Source organism: Pseudomonas kermanshahensis (assembly GCF_014269205.2).
GTDB lineage: Bacteria > Pseudomonadota > Gammaproteobacteria > Pseudomonadales > Pseudomonadaceae > Aquipseudomonas > Aquipseudomonas kermanshahensis.
On sequence record NZ_JABWRY020000001.1, the window covers coordinates 21,198 to 38,668 of the forward strand.

Consider the following 17,471-nt stretch of genomic DNA (forward strand, 5'->3'; position numbering starts at 1 on the left):
CCGGATTATAACGAGGGTTTTGAAAGGGTGCCATCCGAAAGATCGGATAGTGCTATACGAAGAAACGTCGCGGCGAACTCCTCCGGGGGTAAGGGCAGGCTGACGATGTAGCCTTGGATCTGTTCACAGCCCTCGGCTGCCAGGAAGCGCTGCTGGGCCTGGTTCTCCACACCTTCGGCAATGATCGTGAACTGCATGCTGCGGCCCAGGGCAATGATCGCCCTGGCGATAGCGGCGTCGTGGGGGTCGTCAGGTAGGCCGCGGATGAACGACTTGTCGATCTTGAGGATGTCCAACGGCAGGCGTTTAAGGTAGCTGAGGGACGAATAACCCGTGCCGAAGTCGTCGATGGCCAGCTGCACGCCCAGTTTTTTCAACTGGTGCAGCACGGCCAGGGCTTCTTCTGCCTGGCTCATGATGAAGTTCTCGGTGATCTCCAACTGCAGGTCGCCGGCCTTGAGCTGGTAGGTCTTTAACAACTGTTCGATGCGCCGTGCCAGGTGGGGGTGGCGCAGTTGGGCGCCGGCCAGGTTGATCGACAGTGGGCCAAAGTCTTCGTAGTGCATCTTCCAGATGTGCATCTGCTGGCACGCCTTTTCAAGCACCCAGTCACCGAGCTGCAGAATGGTGCCGTTCTCTTCCGCCAGGTGAATGAAGTGCTCTGGCGGCACTTCGCCAAAGGTCGGGTGGCTCCAGCGGATTAGCGCTTCGGCGCCGACCAGGCTCTGGGTCTTGAGGCTGAGCTTGGGCTGGAAGCACAGGCTCATTTCGTTGCGTTCGACGGCGCGGCGCAGCTCATGTTCGAGGGCGATGCGCTCGCTGGCCTGGGCGGTGAGGTCGCGGGTGTAGGCTTCTACGCGGTTGCGGCCTTTGGCTTTGGAGCGGTACATGGCGGCGTCGGCATTGCGGATCAGCGTGGAGACGTCGCTGCCGTCCTGTGGGTAAAGGCTGATACCGATGCTGGCGCTGGTGAAAAACTCGTGCTCGCCGGCCTGGAAGGGCGCGCTGAAGCAAGCCAGCAGTTTGCCGGCGATGCTGTTGGCGTCGCTGGGCCTGTGCAGGCCGGGCAACAGAATGATGAACTCGTCACCGCCCAGGCGCGCCACGGTGTCGACGTCGCGCACCTGTTCTTTCAGGCGTTGGGCGATGCCTTTGAGCAACAGGTCGCCGACCGGATGGCCGAGGCTGTCGTTGATGTGCTTGAAGCGGTCGAGGTCGAGGAACAACACCGCACCCTGGCGGTTCGAGACTTGGGCACAGGTGAGCACGGCCTGCAGGCGGTTCTCGAACAGGGCGCGGTTGGGCAGGCCGGTGAGCGGGTCGTGGTGAGCCTGGTAATCCAGCTTGGCCTGGGCGTGCTTGAGGCTGGAAATGTCGGCGAACACGGCGACGAAATGGGTTATCTCGTACTCGCTGTTGCGCACCGCGCTGATGGTCAGCCAACTGGGGTACAGCTCGCCATTCTTGCGTTTGTTGTAGATCTCGCCCTGCCAGTGCCCCTCGTCGGTCAGCTGATGCCACATGGCGGCATAGAAGGCGCTGTCGTGCTGGCCGGAGGCAAGCAGGCGCGGGGTTTGGCCGAGCGCCTCGATCTCGCCGTAGCCGGTAATTTCGCTGAAGGCGCGGTTGACCGCGCTGATGCGCTGGTCGATGTCGGTGATCATAACGCCCTCGGCGGTGTTTTCGAACACGGTGGCGGCCAGCTGCAGTTTTTCCTGCATGAGGTGGCGCTCGGTGATGTCGCGGGCAATGGTCAGCATGCAGTCGACACCGCCAATCGGCAGGGGCCGGGCGGACAATTCGCACAGGCGGATCTGCCCGTCGCTGCGGCGGATGTGGCAGCTGAAGTCACGTACGAAGCCATCACGCTTGAGCTGGTCGACCAGCCGCTTGCGCTCGTTGAGGTCCACCCAGATGCCCAGGTCAAGGGAGGTCTGGTCGATGGTCGGGTTCAGGTCGTAGCCGGTGAGGCGGCAGAAGCCTTCGTTGACTTCAATCAGCAGCCCGTCGCTCTGGCGCGACAGCAGCAGGCCGTCGGGCGATGCGTGGAATGCCTTGGCGAACTTCTCTTCCGAAGTTTGCAGTTGCTCCTGGGTTTCTTTGAGCTGGCTGATGTCGCGCACGGCCACGACCAGCGCCGGCGTGCCATCGAGCTCGAATGTTTCTGCCGAGGTCAGGCCTGTGAACAACTGGCCATTGCTGCGGCGGAAGCTCATTTCCAGGTTGCGGATGCCGCCTTGGTGCAGGCGTTCGAGCAGCCGCGGCCCGGTGCCGGCGACGGCCCACAGGTTCAGCTCGGTGGCGGTGCGGCCGATCACTTGACCTGGGGTGAGGCCGATCTGCTCTTCGAAGGCTTCGTTGACCTCCAGCAGGCAGCCGTCGCTGTGGCGGGCGATCAGCAGGATGTCCGGGCACTGCTGGAACACCGAGGCGAACTTCTGCTCCGACAGGCGCAGGGCGTCTTCGGTGCGTTTGGTCTCGCTGATGTCGATCATCAGCCCGCGCATTACCGGCCGGTGGCCATGCTCGATCATGCTGACGATGTTGCGAATCCATAGGGGCTGGCCATCGGCGCGGATGACCCGGTAGTCGAGGCTGTGATCGCGGCCGGCTGCGGTTTCACTGTCGCAATAAGCCTGGGCCCAGAGCGCGTCCTCCGGGTGCAGGATGCTGCGCCAGAAGCCGGGCTTGAGCCAGTCATGCAACGGGTAGCCGAGCAGGTCCTCGGCATGGGGCGAGACATAGTTGTAGGTGAAATCGTTGGCGTCGGCTTCCCAGGCGATGGCCGACAGGCTCTCGACCAGACCGCGGTAGTGATACTCGCTGCTTCGCAGCTCTTGTTCGAGGGCGATGCGGCGGGAAATTTCCGAGCTAAGCCTGCGGTTGATGCGGATCACCACGGCAAGAACCGCCACCAGCAACAGCACCGCAGGCAGGCCATACACCAGCATGTCGGACCAGAACAGGCGCTGGTCCACCACGTTACCGACCCAGCGCTGTTGAATACGGTTGATCTCGGCGCTGCTCATGTCGGCCATGACTTTGTCGAGAATGCCCACCAGGACTTTGTTGTCCCGTGGTGCGGCCATGGCCAGTTGGTAGCGGTAGGGCGTTTCGCCACTGACATAGAGGCCGTCGAGCTTGAGCTGGCGAAGACTCCAGATACTCGAGGCGAGGTCGCCGACCACGGCGTCGACTTCGTCTGTGGCCAGTGCCTGCAGGGTCGAACTGACGTTGGGCATGGCCACCAGGTTCAGGTCGGGGTGGTGGGTGCGCAGCAGTTCGTGCGGGGCGTAGTTTTCGACCACGGCGATCTTCAGGCCGTACAGGTCCTTCAATGAGCGGGGTTGCGCGCCGCCTTTGTGGGCCAGGATAACAATCGGGAAGTCGAGGTAGGGGCGCGTAAAGGCCAGGTAACCCTGGCGCTCGGGAGTCGACATGATGCCGGGTAGCAGGTCGAGCTGGTTATTACGCGCCTGCGCCAATACCTCGGTCCAGCTCTTGGGCTCGACCGGTTTTAGCGTCACGCCTAGGCGTTCCTGGATCGTGTCGATGTAGTCGGCGGCCAATCCCTGGTACCGGCCCTCCTGGTCGCGAAACTCGAACGGTGGCCAAGAGGCGTCTACGCCCAGGCTTAACTGCGGGTGGGCAGCCAGCCAGGCTTTTTCCTCGTCTGTCAGGGTCAGGGCGCCGGCCGTTGTGGTCCACAGGATAAGGAGCAGCAACAGAATGGCCGGCATCAGGGGCATAGCGGCCTCGCTATCAGAGTGTCTGACGTCGAGTGTAGACGGGCATTCAGGGGGATGTGGGGCAGAAATCAGGCATTGTGTCGCCGCTTTGGCCACAAAAGAAAAACCCCGGCCTGGGCCGGGGTTTGTCATCACTCGTCGAGGAAGGAACGCAGATGCTCGCTGCGCGTCGGGTGGCGCAATTTGCGCAACGCCTTCGCTTCGATCTGACGGATCCGTTCACGGGTCACGTCAAACTGCTTACCTACCTCTTCGAGGGTGTGGTCGGTGTTCATGTCGATGCCGAAGCGCATACGCAGCACTTTGGCTTCGCGGGCGGTCAGGCCCGAGAGCACGTCACGGGTGGCTTCCTTGAGGCTTTCGACCGTGGCCACGTCGATCGGGGACTGCATGGTCGAGTCCTCGATGAAGTCGCCCAGGTGCGAATCTTCGTCGTCACCAATTGGGGTTTCCATGGAGATCGGCTCTTTGGCGATCTTCAGTACCTTGCGGATCTTGTCCTCAGGCATTTCCATGCGCTCGCCCAGCTCTTCCGGGGTCGGTTCACGGCCCATTTCCTGCAGCATCTGGCGGGAAATACGGTTGAGCTTGTTGATCGTCTCGATCATGTGCACCGGAATACGGATGGTGCGGGCCTGGTCGGCGATCGAACGGGTGATCGCCTGGCGAATCCACCAGGTGGCATAGGTCGAGAACTTGTAGCCGCGACGGTATTCGAACTTGTCCACCGCTTTCATCAAGCCGATGTTGCCTTCCTGGATCAGATCGAGGAACTGCAGGCCACGGTTGGTGTACTTCTTGGCGATGGAGATCACCAGACGCAGGTTCGCCTCGACCATTTCTTTCTTGGCGCGGCGGGCCTTGGCTTCACCGATCGACATGCGACGGTTGATTTCCTTGATCTCGGCGACGGTCAGGCCAGTCTCGGTCTCAAGGTCGATCAGCTTCTGTTGGCAGGCGACGATGGCAGCGTCTTTTTCACCCAGGGCAGCAGCCCACTTGGTGTTACGCTTGGCCAGGTCACCGCTCCAGGTCTGGTCGGTTTCGTTGCTTGGGAACATGCGCAGGAAGTCGGCACGCGGCATGCGAGCGTCACGGACGCACAGTTGCATGATGGCGCGTTCTTGCTGACGCAGGCGGCTCAGTGCATCACGCACGCGCTCGACCAGTACCTCGAACTGCTTGGGTACCAGCTTGATCGGCATGAACAGATCGGCCAGCGCCTGCATGGCGCCGATGCTCTCGGCATGGCTACGGCCATGCTTTTTCAGCACCTTGAGGGTGACGGCAAGCTGATCGGAAACCGCACCGAAACGCTGAGCGGCAACGACTGGGTCCGGGCCACTTTCGGCCTCTTCCTCATCGTCGCTCTCTTCGCTTTCTTCTTCGTCGTCCGTTTCTTCCTTGGCAGCCGCAACCTTGGCACCTGGAACAGGCACTTCTTCGGTCGGGGCAGCGATGTTGTCATCAGGGTCGATATAACCGCTGAGCACATCGGACAAACGGCCACCTTCGGTGGTGACGCGGTCGTATTCGCTGAGAATGTAGTCGACAGTACCCGGGAAGTGAGCGATGGCGCCCATGACTTCACGGATGCCTTCCTCGATACGCTTGGCGATTTCGATCTCGCCTTCGCGGGTCAGCAGCTCGACAGTACCCATTTCACGCATGTACATGCGCACTGGGTCGGTCGTGCGGCCGATATCGGTTTCAACTGCCGCCAACGCAGCAGCGGCTTCTTCGGCCGCGGCTTCGTCGGTGTCGGCTTCCGCCAACAGAAGGGCATCCGCATCCGGAGCACTCTCGAATACGTTGATCCCCATGTCGTTGATCATGCGGATGATGTCTTCCACCTGTTCAGGATCTGAAATATCCTCAGGCAGGTGGTCGTTGACCTCCGCGTAAGTCAGGTAGCCCTGCTCACGACCGCGGGTGATCAACTCTTTGATACGAGACTGCTGTTGCGCTTTTCCGGACATAACACCCTATCCACTGAAGGTCTTGGCGGGCAAAAAACAAGCCGAGGATTATACCCGAGCATGGGCCTCACGCGCCAGATGAGGTCGGCGTTTGTGCGGGAACATTCCTGCTAAGCAGGGCGAGAAGCTGCGATTTTTCCTCACTGCTCAACTCGCTTTGACGTGCTTTCCTGAGCAGATGTTCCAGGCTGCGCTCGCGTTGGCGGGCGGACAAGCTAGTTATAGTGTCGAAAAACTGTTGTTCAAGGTTGTCGGCTACGATCAGCCATTCCTTCTCGGCCAGCGCCCGCAGCAAACGGCCCTGTTCAGTGCCGTGCCAGCGTGCGATCAACTGCATTGAGCTTAGCCCAGGATTCTTCTGAGCGGCTTCGATCAATGCCACCAGCAACTGGCTGTACAGGTGCTCTTCGTCGGCGAAGTGGCTGGCATCTTCCACCTTGCCGGCCAGTAATGGGTGGTGCAGCAACGTGCGCAAGGCCGCCAGGGTCGGGGGCTCCACGGGTGCCGGGGTGCGCGGTGGGGCCTCGTCGCGTTGCTGCCAGGGCTTGCCGCCTTTGCGGTTTTTGTCCCAAGGCTTGTCGCTCCACGGCTTCTTGCCGCCCGCCTTGTTCGGCTTCCATTGTTGCTCTTGCTGCGCCGGCGCGTAGTCGTGCTGCGGCATGTCGCCGTAGTCAGGCGTGTAGCTGGCCATGGCATCGTAGTCATAGCCCGGATCGTAGTCCGGGACGCTGCTACTGGCTGCCGGTTGTTGGGCCAGTTGCTCGACTTGCTGAGGGTCGAGGCCGGTGATTTCCTTCAGGCGGTTACGCATCAACTGACGCAAGTTGGCGCCAGGGATTTTTTCGATCAACGGTGCAGCCAGGGTCGCCAAATGCGCCTTGCCTTCTAGCGAGCGCGGGTCAGCTTCGGCGCTCAGTTGCTCGAAAAAGTAATCTGCCAGGGGTTGGGCATGCTGGTTGATGCGTGCCATGAAGGCATCGGTGCCTTCGGCGCGCACCAGGCTGTCCGGGTCTTCGCCTTCGGGCAGGAACAGAAAGCGTGCGCGGCGGCCGTCCTGCAGGGCCGACAGGGTCGACTCCAGCGCGCGCCAGGCCGCCTTGCGCCCGGCCTGGTCGCCGTCGAAACAGAACAGCACGCTGGGCACCACGCGGAACAGGCGCTTGAGGTGCTCTTCGCTGGTGGCGGTACCGAGGGTGGCGACGGCGTTGCGCAGGCCCTGCTGGGCCAGTGCGATGACGTCCATGTAGCCTTCGACGACGATGATTTCGTCGAGGTTGCGGTTGTGCTTGCGCGCCTCGTAAAGCCCGTAGAGTTCCTGGCCTTTATGAAAAACCGGGGTTTCCGGGGAGTTGAGGTACTTGGGTTTGTCGTCACCCAGTACGCGGCCGCCGAAGGCGATCACGCGGCCACGGCTGTCGCGGATCGGGAACATCACGCGGTCGCGGAAGCGGTCATAGCGTTTGCCGGTTTCGGCGTTCTCGATCAGCAGGCCGGCATCGATCATGACCTTTTGCTGCAGGGTGTCGGCGCCCAAGTGCTTGAGCAGGTTGTCCCAGCCAGGTGGCGCGAAGCCCAGGCCGAAGTCCCGGGCAATCTCCCCAGACAGGCCGCGGCCTTTGAGGTAGTCCACCGCCGCTTTGCGGGTGGGGTGGTTGCGCAGTGCCTGGCGGTAGAATTCGGTAGCGGCTTCCAGTAGCGGATACAGCGGTGAATCGGTTGGCTGGCGCGGCTTTTGTGCGCGACGGCCTTCTTCGCGGGGCACTTCCATGCCAGCGGCGCGGGCCAGTTCCTCGACGGCCTGGGGGAAGTCCAGGTTGTCGTGGTCCATGACGAAGCCGAGGGCGTTGCCACCGGCGCCGCAACCGAAGCAGTAATAGAACTGCTTGTCGGGGCTGACCGTGAAGGACGGGGTCTTTTCCTTGTGGAACGGGCAGCAGGCCGAGTAGTTTTTGCCGGTTTTTTTCAGCTGGACGCGCGAACTCACCACGTCGACAATGTCGAGGCGGTTGATAAGGTCGTCAATGAAACTCTGGGGAATCAGCCCGGCCATGGCAGTCTCGTCATCTGGCAACTGGCAAGTCTAATCGCTCACGCGCCGGTTGGGGCGAATGCTGCAAGGGGAAGTGCGAGGGAAGTATGTGCTCGTCGCCAGCCAATGAAGGCTCGTCAGACAGGACGTGCACGATCTGGTCAATGACCAGCTCTGACGTTTCAGGCAGGTTGCCCCCATGCAGTTCGCATGAAGCGAGTGCGTAAAAGGCCTTGAGCTAGCTGCCCAAGTTTGAAGCAGTTGTGAAGCAACCGCTGCCATCGGCCCGGCGGTGAGCCGGGCAGGGCAGAAGCTTTGCGTAGAACGTCTGTATTAGTACAGACGAACGGCGCGGCGCTGTTCGCGCTGAACTTTCTTGGCGTGGCGCTTAACAGCAGCAGCTGCTTTACGCTTACGCTCGGCGGTCGGCTTCTCGTAAAACTCGCGGCTACGAACTTCAGCCAGTACACCGGCTTTTTCGCAGGAGCGCTTGAAACGACGCAGAGCTACGTCGAAGGGTTCGTTCTCTTTAACTTTGACGGCTGGCATCCAGGGCTACCTTAATTCATTACCGGGGTAGACGTGCTCCTGGCAAAACAAAGGTGTGCTGGAGAACGTCGGTTTTCAAGGGTTGCGGATGTTAACCCTTAGCTGGCCGGAATGCAAAGCCTCTGATCGAAAACCGCTGGTCGGCACCCGACACGGCGACTATCATGCGCGGCTTCGAATTCAGCCCCCACAAGGGACGAGCCCATGCTAGTACTGGGATTGGAAACATCCTGCGACGAAACTGGCGTCGCATTATATGACAGCGAACGCGGTTTGTTGGCCGACGCGCTGTTCAGCCAGATCGACCTGCACCGCGTGTTCGGCGGTGTGGTACCGGAGCTTGCCTCACGCGATCACGTCAAGCGCATGCTGCCGTTGATTCGCCAGGTATTGGACGAGGCTGGCTGCGTGGCCACCGAGATCGATGCCATCGCCTACACCGCGGGTCCTGGGCTGGTCGGCGCACTGCTGGTCGGCGCGTCCTGCGCCCAGGCCCTGGCGTTTGCCTGGGACATCCCGGCCATTGGCGTGCACCACATGGAAGGCCATCTTCTGGCGCCCATGCTGGAAGAAAACCCGCCCGAGTTTCCGTTCGTCGCTTTGTTGGTGTCGGGTGGCCATACCCAGTTGGTCAGGGTCGATGGCATCGGCCAGTACGAGCTGTTGGGCGAAAGCCTGGACGACGCAGCCGGTGAGGCGTTCGACAAGACCGCCAAGCTGATCGGCCTGAACTACCCCGGCGGCCCGGAAATCGCCCGGCTGGCCGAGCAGGGCGTGCCAGGGCGGTTTGTTTTCCCACGGCCGATGACCGATCGCCCGGGGCTGGAATTCAGCTTCAGTGGCCTCAAGACCTTCGCCCTGAATACCTGGCAGCAGTGCCGTGATGCTGGCGACGACGGTGAGCAAACCCGTTGCGACGTGTCGCTGGCATTCCAGCAGGCGGTGGTGGAGACTTTGACCATCAAGTGCAAGCGGGCCCTGAAGCAGACGGGCCTGAAGCGGCTGGTGATTGCCGGTGGTGTCAGCGCCAACAAGGCCTTGCGTGCCTCCCTCGAGGAAATGCTGGCTGGCATGAAGGGCAACGTGTACTACGCCCGCCCGCAGTTCTGCACCGACAACGGCGCGATGATCGCCTATGCCGGCTGCCAGCGCCTGTTGGCCGGGCAGCAGCAGGACCTGGCGATCAGCGTGCAGGCGCGCTGGCCGATGGAGCAGTTGCCGCCGGTCTGAAAGTTGTCAGAAGTGGCGTTCACGCCCGGCGAACAGGTCGCGTAGGTTGTTACGGTGGCCCCAGACGATCATCAGCGTGAGCACGCTGATCGGCAGCAATGCCTCGGGTTCGCGCCAGGCGAGCAGGGGCAAGGTCAGCGGTGTGGCGATAAGCGCCGCCAGCGAGCTGGTACGTGTGAGGTAGAAGGTCAGCAACCAGGCCGCGATGGCCAGCAATGCCGCCGGGAAGTATAGGCCCATGAGCATGCCGGCCGCGGTTGCCACGCCCTTGCCGCCCTGGAAGCGAAAGTACAGCGGGAACAGGTGACCCAGCACCGCGCACACGCCAACCCAGGCCTGCTCCTGCAGGTCGAGGCCGGCAGCGCGGGCAAGCAATACGGGCAACAAGCCCTTGCACAGGTCGCCAAGCAGGGTCAGGATCGCCAGCTTGCGGCCTGCCAGGCGAAGCATGTTGGTGGCCCCGGCATTGCCTGAACCGCTGGCACGGGGGTCCGGGCTGCCGAAGAGGCGGCTCAGGACAATGGCGAAGGACAGCGAGCCGAGCAGGTAGGCGAGCAGCGCCAATAACCAAAACATGCTAACTATTCCGGGCGAGGACGCCCTGATTCTAACGGCGCCAGTCGCCCTTGTCGTGCTGTGGAGAGAAGTGCTTGGACAGAGTGTTCATCGAAGGCCTGGAAGTCGATACCGTCATCGGTGCCTATGACTGGGAGCGGGATATTCGCCAGTGCTTGCGCCTGGACCTGATTTTTGCCTGGGACAACCGCCCGGCGGCGGCCGGCGACGATCTCAGCCTGGCGCTGGACTACGCCAGTGTTTCGGCGCGTATCCAGGCATTTTCCGAACAGGCACGCTTCGAGTTGGTAGAAACCTTCGCCGAGCGCCTGGTCGCGGTGCTGATGGAAGAATTCCAGATTCCGTGGGTGCGGTTGAAGCTGACCAAGCCAGGCGCGGTTCCGGCTGCCCGTGGCGGTGTTGGCGTGGAGATCGAGCGCGGATGTCTCTGAACACGGTTTACCTGGGCTTGGGCAGTAATATCGACCGGCATGCGCACTTGTGTGCCGGGCTCGATGCCTTGGCGGGCATTCTTACCGACATGCGCTGTTCGCCAGCGTTCGAAAGCCAGGCGGTCGGGATCAAGAGTGGGCCGTTCATCAACTTCGTGGTGACCGGCAAGACCGATTTGCCGTTGATGGAGCTGGACCGCCGCCTCAAGTTCATCGAGGCCGACAACGGCCGTTACGCGCCAGAGCGTAAAGGGCTGCCGCTGGATATCGACGTGCTGCTGTATGACGATCTGCACGGCACGTTCGATGGCTTGGTACTACCGCGGGCCGAGATTTTGAAAAACGCGTTTGTGCTGTGGCCATTGTCGCTGCTGGCGCCAGAGCTGGTGCACCCGGGGGTGGGCAAGCCGATGGCGCAGGTGTGGCAGGAGGCGCGGATCGATCAGGTGCTGGCGCCGGTTGCCTTTGAGTGGCGCGGGTTGCAATTGACGCCTGCCTGATCCGGGAGATCTGGTTGCCTGTGCCGGCCCTTTCGCGGGCAAGCCCGCTCCCACAGGGACCGCAAAATGCCTGAAAGCAGCGGCGTACTGGTGGGAGCGGGCTTGCCCCGCGAAAGGGCCAGGCAAGGCAATCGATAAATCAGCCTTCTGCACCACCCTTGTAGGCAACAAGCGCCTTGAGCCGCTCACCTTTCAGCGCCTCCCCAAGCGCCTGCCCGGTCAGCCCAGCCTGCACCAGCGGCTTCACATCCACCGCCCTCGCCGCCGCCGCTGCGCCCCTTAGGTAATCAGCCTGTGGATAAGCCCGCTCGCCCTGACGCGCACGCGCATCCATCTGGCAGGCGCTGAGGAAATCGTCAAAACGCTGTGGCCGGCGGTACACATCGAACTTCTGCAACAGCCCCAGCAATGCCTCAGGATCCAGCTCAAAGGCCTGGTTGCAGTGTGTCAGGCTCTCACCCACCAGCATGGCCAGCTCCTGGCACTCGCGCGGTGCCTTGAAGCGCTGGCTGACCGCCTTGATCACTGCCGGCTGCAGCTCGCGCAGCAGGCAAGCCCAGCGCACGTGCAGCGGTTGACCGTGCAGCGCAGCCTGCTCCAGGCCTGCCAGTGCGTGATGGCTGTCGATGAGCTCAGGCAGCAACTCCTGCAAGGCGTCGCACGCGTGCAAGACCTCGAAGAACACCTGGGGTTGCGGCTCCATCAGCGCGCGCTCGATCTCTTTCCAGCTGCGCTCAGCGGTGAGCGCTTGCAGTTCGCCGGAGGCGCTGATCTGGCGCATCAGCGCCAGCGTCTCGTCAGCGACCTTGAAGCCGAGGGGGGCGTAGCGTGCGGCAAAGCGGGCAACCCGCAGTACCCGCAGCGGGTCTTCAGCGAATGCCGGGGATACGTGGCGTAACAGGCGCCTGTCGAGATCTTCTTTACCGTGGTAGGGGTCGTACAGCGTGCCCGCATCATCCTCCGCCATCGCATTGATGGTCAGGTCGCGGCGGATCAGGTCTTCTTCGAGGGTGACGTCGGGGCTTGCATGGAAGGTAAACCCGCCGTACCCCCGCCCGCTCTTGCGCTCGGTGCGCGCCAGCGCATATTCCTCACCGCTTTTGGGGTGGATGAAAACCGGAAAATCAGCGCCCACTGGGCGATAGCCCAGGGCTTGCATCTGTTCGACGGTCGCGCCAACCACCAGCCAATCGATATCGCTGACGGGGCGCCCGAGCAAGCGGTCGCGCACGGCGCCGCCGACTTTGTAGATGTGCATGTACAGCCTCCATAACTGCCCACAGGATAACCTGTTGGCAGTCATGCAGGGGCAGCGGTGCTAGAGGTGGTGGATGACGGCCAGGTCCATGCGGCCATAGTCGGCGCTTTCGCTGTGCTCGCCGCGGGGTGGCATGTGGTGGGTCTTCATGACCTGGTCGCCCTGAACAGTCTCCAGGTGGATGTCGAAGCCCCACAGGCGATGCAGGTGCTTGAGCACTTCCTCGGTCGAGTCGCCCAGGGGTTTGCGGTTGTGCTGTTGGTGGCGCAGGGTCAGCGAGCGGTCGCCGCGCCGGTCGATGCTCCAGATCTGCACGTTCGGTTCGCGGTTGCCCAGGTTGTATTGCGCCGCCAGTTGCTCGCGGATGACCCGATAACCGGTCTCATCATGGATGGCGGGCACCAACAGGTCATCGCGCTGGTCGTCGTCCAGAATGCTGAACAGCTTGAGGTCGCGGATCACCTTGGGCGACAGGTACTGCAGGATGAAGCTCTCGTCCTTGAAGCTGCTCATGGCGAACTTGATGGTCGATAGCCAGTCACTGCCGGCAATGTCGGGGAACCAGTGGCGATCCTCCTCGGTAGGGTTTTCGCAGATCCGGCGGATGTCGGTGTACATCGCAAACCCCAGCGCATAGGGGTTGATACCGTTGTAGTACGGGCTGTCAAAGCCTGGCTGGAACACCACGCTGGTGTGCGATTGCAGGAACTCCATGATGAAACCGTCGGTGACCAGGCCTTCGTCGTACAGGTCGTTCATCAGGGTGTAGTGCCAGAAGGTGGCCCACCCTTCGTTCATGACCTGGGTCTGGCGCTGTGGGTAGAAATACTGGGCGATCTTGCGCACGATGCGCACCACTTCACGCTGCCAGGGTTCGAGCAGCGGGGCGTGTTTTTCGATGAAATAGAGGATGTTTTCCTGAGGTTCGGCGGGGAAGCGCGCATCATCGCGGTCGCCGCCTTTTTCTGCGCCCTTGGGAATGGTGCGCCACAGGTCGTTGATCTGCCGCTGCAGGTGCTCTTCACGCTCTTTTTGCCGGCGCCGTTCCTCTTCGGCGGAAATAGGGTAGGGGCGCTTGTAACGGTCGACGCCGTAGTTCATCAGGGCGTGGCAGGAGTCGATGAGGTCTTCGACCGCATCGATGCCGTGGCGCTCTTCACATTGGGCGATGTACTGCTTGGCGAACACCAGGTAGTCGATGATCGAACTGGCATCGGTCCAGGTGCGGAACAGGTAATTGCCTTTGAAGAAGCTGTTATGGCCGTAGCAGGCGTGAGCAATCACCAGCGCCTGCATGCACATGGTGTTTTCTTCCATCAGGTAGGCGATGCACGGATCGGAGTTGATCACGATCTCGTAGGCCAAGCCCATCTGGCCCCGACTGTAGGATTTTTCGGTGCTGAGGAACTGTTTGCCATAGGACCAGTGGTGGTAACCCAGCGGCATGCCGACCGAGGCGTAGGCATCCATCATCTGCTCGGCGGTGATCACTTCGATCTGATTGGGGTAGGTGTCCAGGGCGTAACGCTCGGCCAGACGACTGATTTCCCGGTCGTAAGTCTGGATCAGGTCGAACGTCCACTCGGACCCGGTGGAAATGGGTTGGCGTTTCTGAGCTCTGGCGGTCATGTGGCTAACCTGCGCTGGAAGAGTTCACGGAAGACCGGGTAGATGTCGCCGGCCGATACCAACTGCTGCTGGGCGAACGTGTCGGGGAAGCCCTCGCCGATTCGCTCGTACTCGTACCACAGCGCCTGATGCTCACGGGGGGTGATCTCAACGTAAGTGTAGTACTGCACGTGCGGCATGATTTGCTTGGAGAGGATCTCGCGGCAGATCGGCGAGTCGTCGTTCCAGTTGTCACCGTCAGAGGCTTGCGCGGCGTAAATGTTCCAATCGCTGGCCGGGTAGCGCTCGGCCATGATTTCCTGCATCAGCTTGAGTGCGCTGGAGACGATGGTGCCGCCGGTTTCCCGCGAGTAGAAGAACTCCTCTTCGTCCACTTCCCGCGCACTGGTGTGGTGGCGGATGAAGACCACTTCGATACGGTCGTAATTGCGCTTGAGGAACAGGTACAACAGGATGAAAAAGCGCTTGGCGATGTCTTTGGTGGCCTGGGTCATGGAGCCGGACACGTCCATCAGGCAGAACATCACCGCTTTCGAACTGGGGTTGGGCTGCTTGACCAGCAGGTTGTACTTGAGGTCGAAGGTATCGAGGAAGGGCAGGCGGTTGATGCGCGCCTTGAGGCGTTCGATCTCTTGCTCGACTTCCTGGATGTCCGTGAAATTGTCAGGTTCCTCGACCTTCAGGCGGTCGAGTTCTTTCTGCGCCTCACGCAACAGGGCGCGGCTGCTGCCGGTCAGGGCGATACGCCGGGCATGGGCCGAACGCAGGGTGCGCACGATGTTGATGCGCGACGGGTTGCCTTCGTTGGCGATACCGGCGCGTACGGTCTTGAAGGTGTCGGCACCGGTCAGGTGACGTTTGACCAGGTTGGGCAGTTCGAGGTCTTCGAACATGAACTCGAGAAACTCTTCCTGGGTGATCTGAAAGACGAATTCGTCCATGCCCTCGCCGGAGTTGCCGGCTTTGCCGCGGCCACCGCCACCACCGCCCCCCTGAGGCCTGGGGATGTGTTCGCCAGCAGTGAATTCCTTGTTGCCAGGGTGCACGATGGTCTGCTTGCCGCCACGACCGTGGTGCAACACCGGTTCATCGATGTCCCGTCCCGGAATGCTGATTTGCTCGCCATGCTCCATGTCCATGATGGAGCGGCGGCTCACGGCCTCTTCGACGGCCTTCTTGATGTGGTCACGGTAGCGCCGCAGAAAACGCTGGCGGTTGACCGTGCTCTTGTTCTTGCCGTTCAGGCGTCGGTCGATTACGTAGCTCATGGTCCCTCCGGTAGCTGGGAACAGCTGCACGCTTCAAGCTACGAGCTGCACGTAAAAGCAGCTGCCGCCGCCCGAGGCTGGCACTGCAGCCTTGGGCGTGCGGTGTGTAGCTTGCCGCTTTATTGCGATTTCCTGACCCGCAGGTACCATTCCGACAGCAGACGAACCTGCTTGTCGGTGTAGCCACGCTCCACCATCCGGGTGACGAAGTCGTTGTGTTTCTTCTGGTCTTCCTTGCTGGCCTTGGCATTGAAGCTGATGACCGGCAGCAAGTCTTCGGTGTTGGAGAACATCTTCTTCTCGATCACCACCCGCAGCTTTTCATAGCTGAGCCAGCTCGGGTTCTTGCCGTTGTTGTTGGCGCGTGCGCGCAGTACGAAGTTGACGATCTCGTTGCGGAAGTCTTTCGGGTTGCTGATACCGGCCGGCTTCTCGATCTTTTCCAGTTCTTCGTTGAGGGCAATGCGGTTGAGGATCTCGCCGGTTTCCGGGTCGCGGTATTCCTGGTCCTGGATCCAGAAGTCGGCATACAGCACATAGCGGTCGAAGATGTTCTGGCCGTATTCGCTGTAGGACTCCAGGTAAGCAGTCTGGATTTCCTTGCCGATGAACTCGATGTAGCGCGGCGCCAGGTATTCCTTCAGGTAGCGCAGGTAGCGTTCGCGCACTTCGGCCGGGAACTGTTCCTGTTCGATTTGCTGTTCGAGCACGTACAACAGGTGAACCGGGTTGGCTGCGATCTCGTGTGGGTCGAAGTTGAAGACTTTGGAGAGAATCTTGAACGCGAAGCGGGTCGACAGGCCGTTCATCCCTTCGTCGACACCCGCCGAGTCGCGGTATTCCTGGATCGACTTGGCTTTCGGATCAGTGTCCTTGAGGTTTTCGCCATCGTAGACGCGCATCTTCGAATAGATGTTGGAGTTCTCTGGCTCTTTGAGGCGTGAGAGCACGGTGAACTGGGCCAGCATCTTGAGGGTGTCGGGCGCGCAGTGGGCCTTGGCCAGCGAGCTGTTGACCAGCAGTTTGTCGTAGATCTTGATCTCGTCACTGACGCGCAGGCAGTAGGGCACCTTGACGATGTAGATCCGGTCGATGAAGGCTTCGTTGTTCTTGTTGTTTCGGAAGGTGTGCCACTCCGATTCGTTGGAGTGGGCCAGCAGGATACCGGTGTAGGGAATCGCCCCCAGCCCCTCGGTACTGTTGTAGTTACCTTCCTGGGTCGCGGTAAGCAGTGGGTGCAAGACCTTGATCGGCGCCTTGAACATCTCGACGAATTCCATCAGGCCCTGGTTGGCCCGGCACAGTGCACCCGAATAGCTGTAGGCGTCGGCGTCGTTCTGTGGGTATTCCTCGAGCTTGCGGATGTCCACCTTGCCGACGAGGGCAGAGATGTCCTGGTTGTTCTCATCGCCAGGTTCGGTCTTGGCAATGGCGATCTGGTTGAGGATCGACGGATAGAGCTTGACCACTTTGAACTTGGAGATGTCGCCGCCGAACTCCTGCAGGCGCTTGGTGGCCCAGGGCGACATGATGGTGTTCAGGTAGCGCCGTGGGATCCCAAACTCTTCCTCGAGAATGGCCCCATCTTCGGTGGCGTTGAACAAGCCCAGTGGCGATTCGAATACAGGTGAGCCCTTGATGGCGTAGAAGGGCACCTTTTCCATCAGCTGCTTGAGCTTTTCGGCCAGCGACGACTTGCCGCCACCTACCGGGCCCAGCAGGTAAAGGATCTGTTTCTTTTCTTCCAGGCCCTGCGCCGCATGGCGGAAGTACGACACGATCTGGTCGATGCATTCTTCCATGCCATGGAAGTCTTCAAAGGCCGGATAGCGCCTGATCACCTTGTTGGAGAAGATCCGCGATAGCCTGGAATTGTTAGAGGTGTCGACAAGCTCCGGTTCACCGATGGCCAGCAACAGCCGTTCTGCCGCCGATGCGTAGGCGCTGCGATCCTGCTTGCACAGCTCGAGGTACTCCTGCAGCGAAAGTTCTTCCTGGCGGGTGGACTCGAAACGTTGTTGGAAGTGGCTAAAAATGCTCATGACGTCACCTCGCTCGATACGTGGAGACGACGCCGGATCAGTCAGCTGATGCTGGCATGCAACCGGGTTCGCCGATTGCTGTATACCCCCCAGAACACCCTTGAAACGCTACCGATGACCCGCACGCCGGTGTACCGGCTCTCCCCTTTTTTGGATGGCCTGGGCTTAAGGATAGTTGGTAATACGCAAGGTCAAGGGCGTGAGGCCGAGAAGTTGCTCGCGACCGTTCGT

The 17,471-nt window shown here is 61.1% G+C and carries 12 protein-coding genes; 3 read left to right on the forward strand and 9 right to left on the reverse strand.

The window, feature by feature from the left end; genetic code table 11:
• Positions 1–5: 5 nt before the first annotated feature.
• The 4 genes from HU764_RS00105 to rpsU form a co-directional block, all read right to left on the reverse strand.
• Positions 6–3,749 (reverse strand): bifunctional diguanylate cyclase/phosphodiesterase, encoded by a 3,744-nt coding sequence (locus tag HU764_RS00105; RefSeq protein ID WP_099452713.1) that lies wholly within the window; start codon positions 3,747–3,749, stop codon positions 6–8.
• Positions 3,750–3,880: 131 nt separating this feature from the next.
• Positions 3,881–5,728 (reverse strand): RNA polymerase sigma factor RpoD, encoded by a 1,848-nt coding sequence (rpoD, locus tag HU764_RS00110; protein ID WP_085274068.1) that lies wholly within the window; start codon positions 5,726–5,728, stop codon positions 3,881–3,883.
• Between the two features lie 67 nt (positions 5,729–5,795).
• Entirely contained in the window at positions 5,796–7,778 is a 1,983-nt protein-coding gene (gene dnaG, locus HU764_RS00115) for a DNA primase (RefSeq protein ID WP_186681346.1), read from the reverse strand.
• A gap of 312 nt (positions 7,779–8,090) precedes the next feature.
• On the reverse strand, positions 8,091–8,306 hold the full coding sequence (rpsU, locus tag HU764_RS00120; protein ID WP_003255575.1) for a 30S ribosomal protein S21: 216 nt from the start codon (positions 8,304–8,306) through the stop codon (positions 8,091–8,093).
• A 204-nt stretch (positions 8,307–8,510) separates the two neighbouring features.
• On the opposite strand from rpsU, the gene tsaD reads away from it, so the two are divergent.
• Positions 8,511–9,536 carry a tRNA (adenosine(37)-N6)-threonylcarbamoyltransferase complex transferase subunit TsaD gene (gene tsaD, locus HU764_RS00125; protein WP_099452716.1) on the forward strand — a complete coding sequence of 342 codons (1,026 nt, stop codon included), beginning with the start codon at positions 8,511–8,513 and terminating at the stop codon, positions 9,534–9,536.
• A 6-nt stretch (positions 9,537–9,542) separates the two neighbouring features.
• On the opposite strand, the gene plsY is transcribed toward tsaD, so the two are convergent.
• Positions 9,543–10,112 (reverse strand): glycerol-3-phosphate 1-O-acyltransferase PlsY, encoded by a 570-nt coding sequence (gene plsY / locus HU764_RS00130; protein ID WP_027594376.1) that lies wholly within the window; start codon positions 10,110–10,112, stop codon positions 9,543–9,545.
• A 74-nt stretch (positions 10,113–10,186) separates the two neighbouring features.
• On the opposite strand from plsY, the gene folB reads away from it, so the two are divergent.
• Both folB and folK read left to right on the forward strand, forming a co-directional pair.
• Positions 10,187–10,543 carry a dihydroneopterin aldolase gene (folB, locus tag HU764_RS00135; protein WP_027594377.1) on the forward strand — a complete coding sequence of 119 codons (357 nt, stop codon included), beginning with the start codon at positions 10,187–10,189 and terminating at the stop codon, positions 10,541–10,543.
• The gene (gene folK, locus HU764_RS00140; RefSeq protein WP_027594378.1) at positions 10,534–11,043 is read left to right on the forward strand and encodes a 2-amino-4-hydroxy-6-hydroxymethyldihydropteridine diphosphokinase; all 510 of its coding nucleotides are present in this window, start codon (positions 10,534–10,536) and stop codon (positions 11,041–11,043) included. The genes folB and folK overlap by 10 nt, the downstream gene beginning before the upstream one ends.
• 139 nt (positions 11,044–11,182) lie before the next feature.
• Here the strand turns inward: folK and HU764_RS00145 are convergent, their stop codons facing one another.
• The 4 genes from HU764_RS00145 to HU764_RS00160 all read right to left on the reverse strand — a co-directional run bounded on the left by HU764_RS00145 (position 11,183) and on the right by HU764_RS00160 (position 17,240).
• On the reverse strand, positions 11,183–12,301 hold the full coding sequence (locus HU764_RS00145) for a multifunctional CCA addition/repair protein (protein ID WP_186704025.1): 1,119 nt from the start codon (positions 12,299–12,301) through the stop codon (positions 11,183–11,185).
• A 60-nt stretch (positions 12,302–12,361) separates the two neighbouring features.
• Positions 12,362–13,930, reverse strand: a complete 1,569-nt coding sequence (locus tag HU764_RS00150; protein ID WP_027594380.1) for a SpoVR family protein — start codon at positions 13,928–13,930, stop codon at positions 12,362–12,364.
• Positions 13,927–15,198, reverse strand: a complete 1,272-nt coding sequence (locus HU764_RS00155; RefSeq protein WP_027594381.1) for a YeaH/YhbH family protein — start codon at positions 15,196–15,198, stop codon at positions 13,927–13,929. Before HU764_RS00155 ends, HU764_RS00150 begins: the two co-directional genes overlap by 4 nt.
• 119 nt (positions 15,199–15,317) lie before the next feature.
• A complete protein-coding gene (locus tag HU764_RS00160) occupies positions 15,318–17,240 on the reverse strand; it encodes a PrkA family serine protein kinase (protein ID WP_027594382.1) in 1,923 nt (640 codons plus the stop codon).
• Positions 17,241–17,471: the final 231 nt, after the last annotated feature.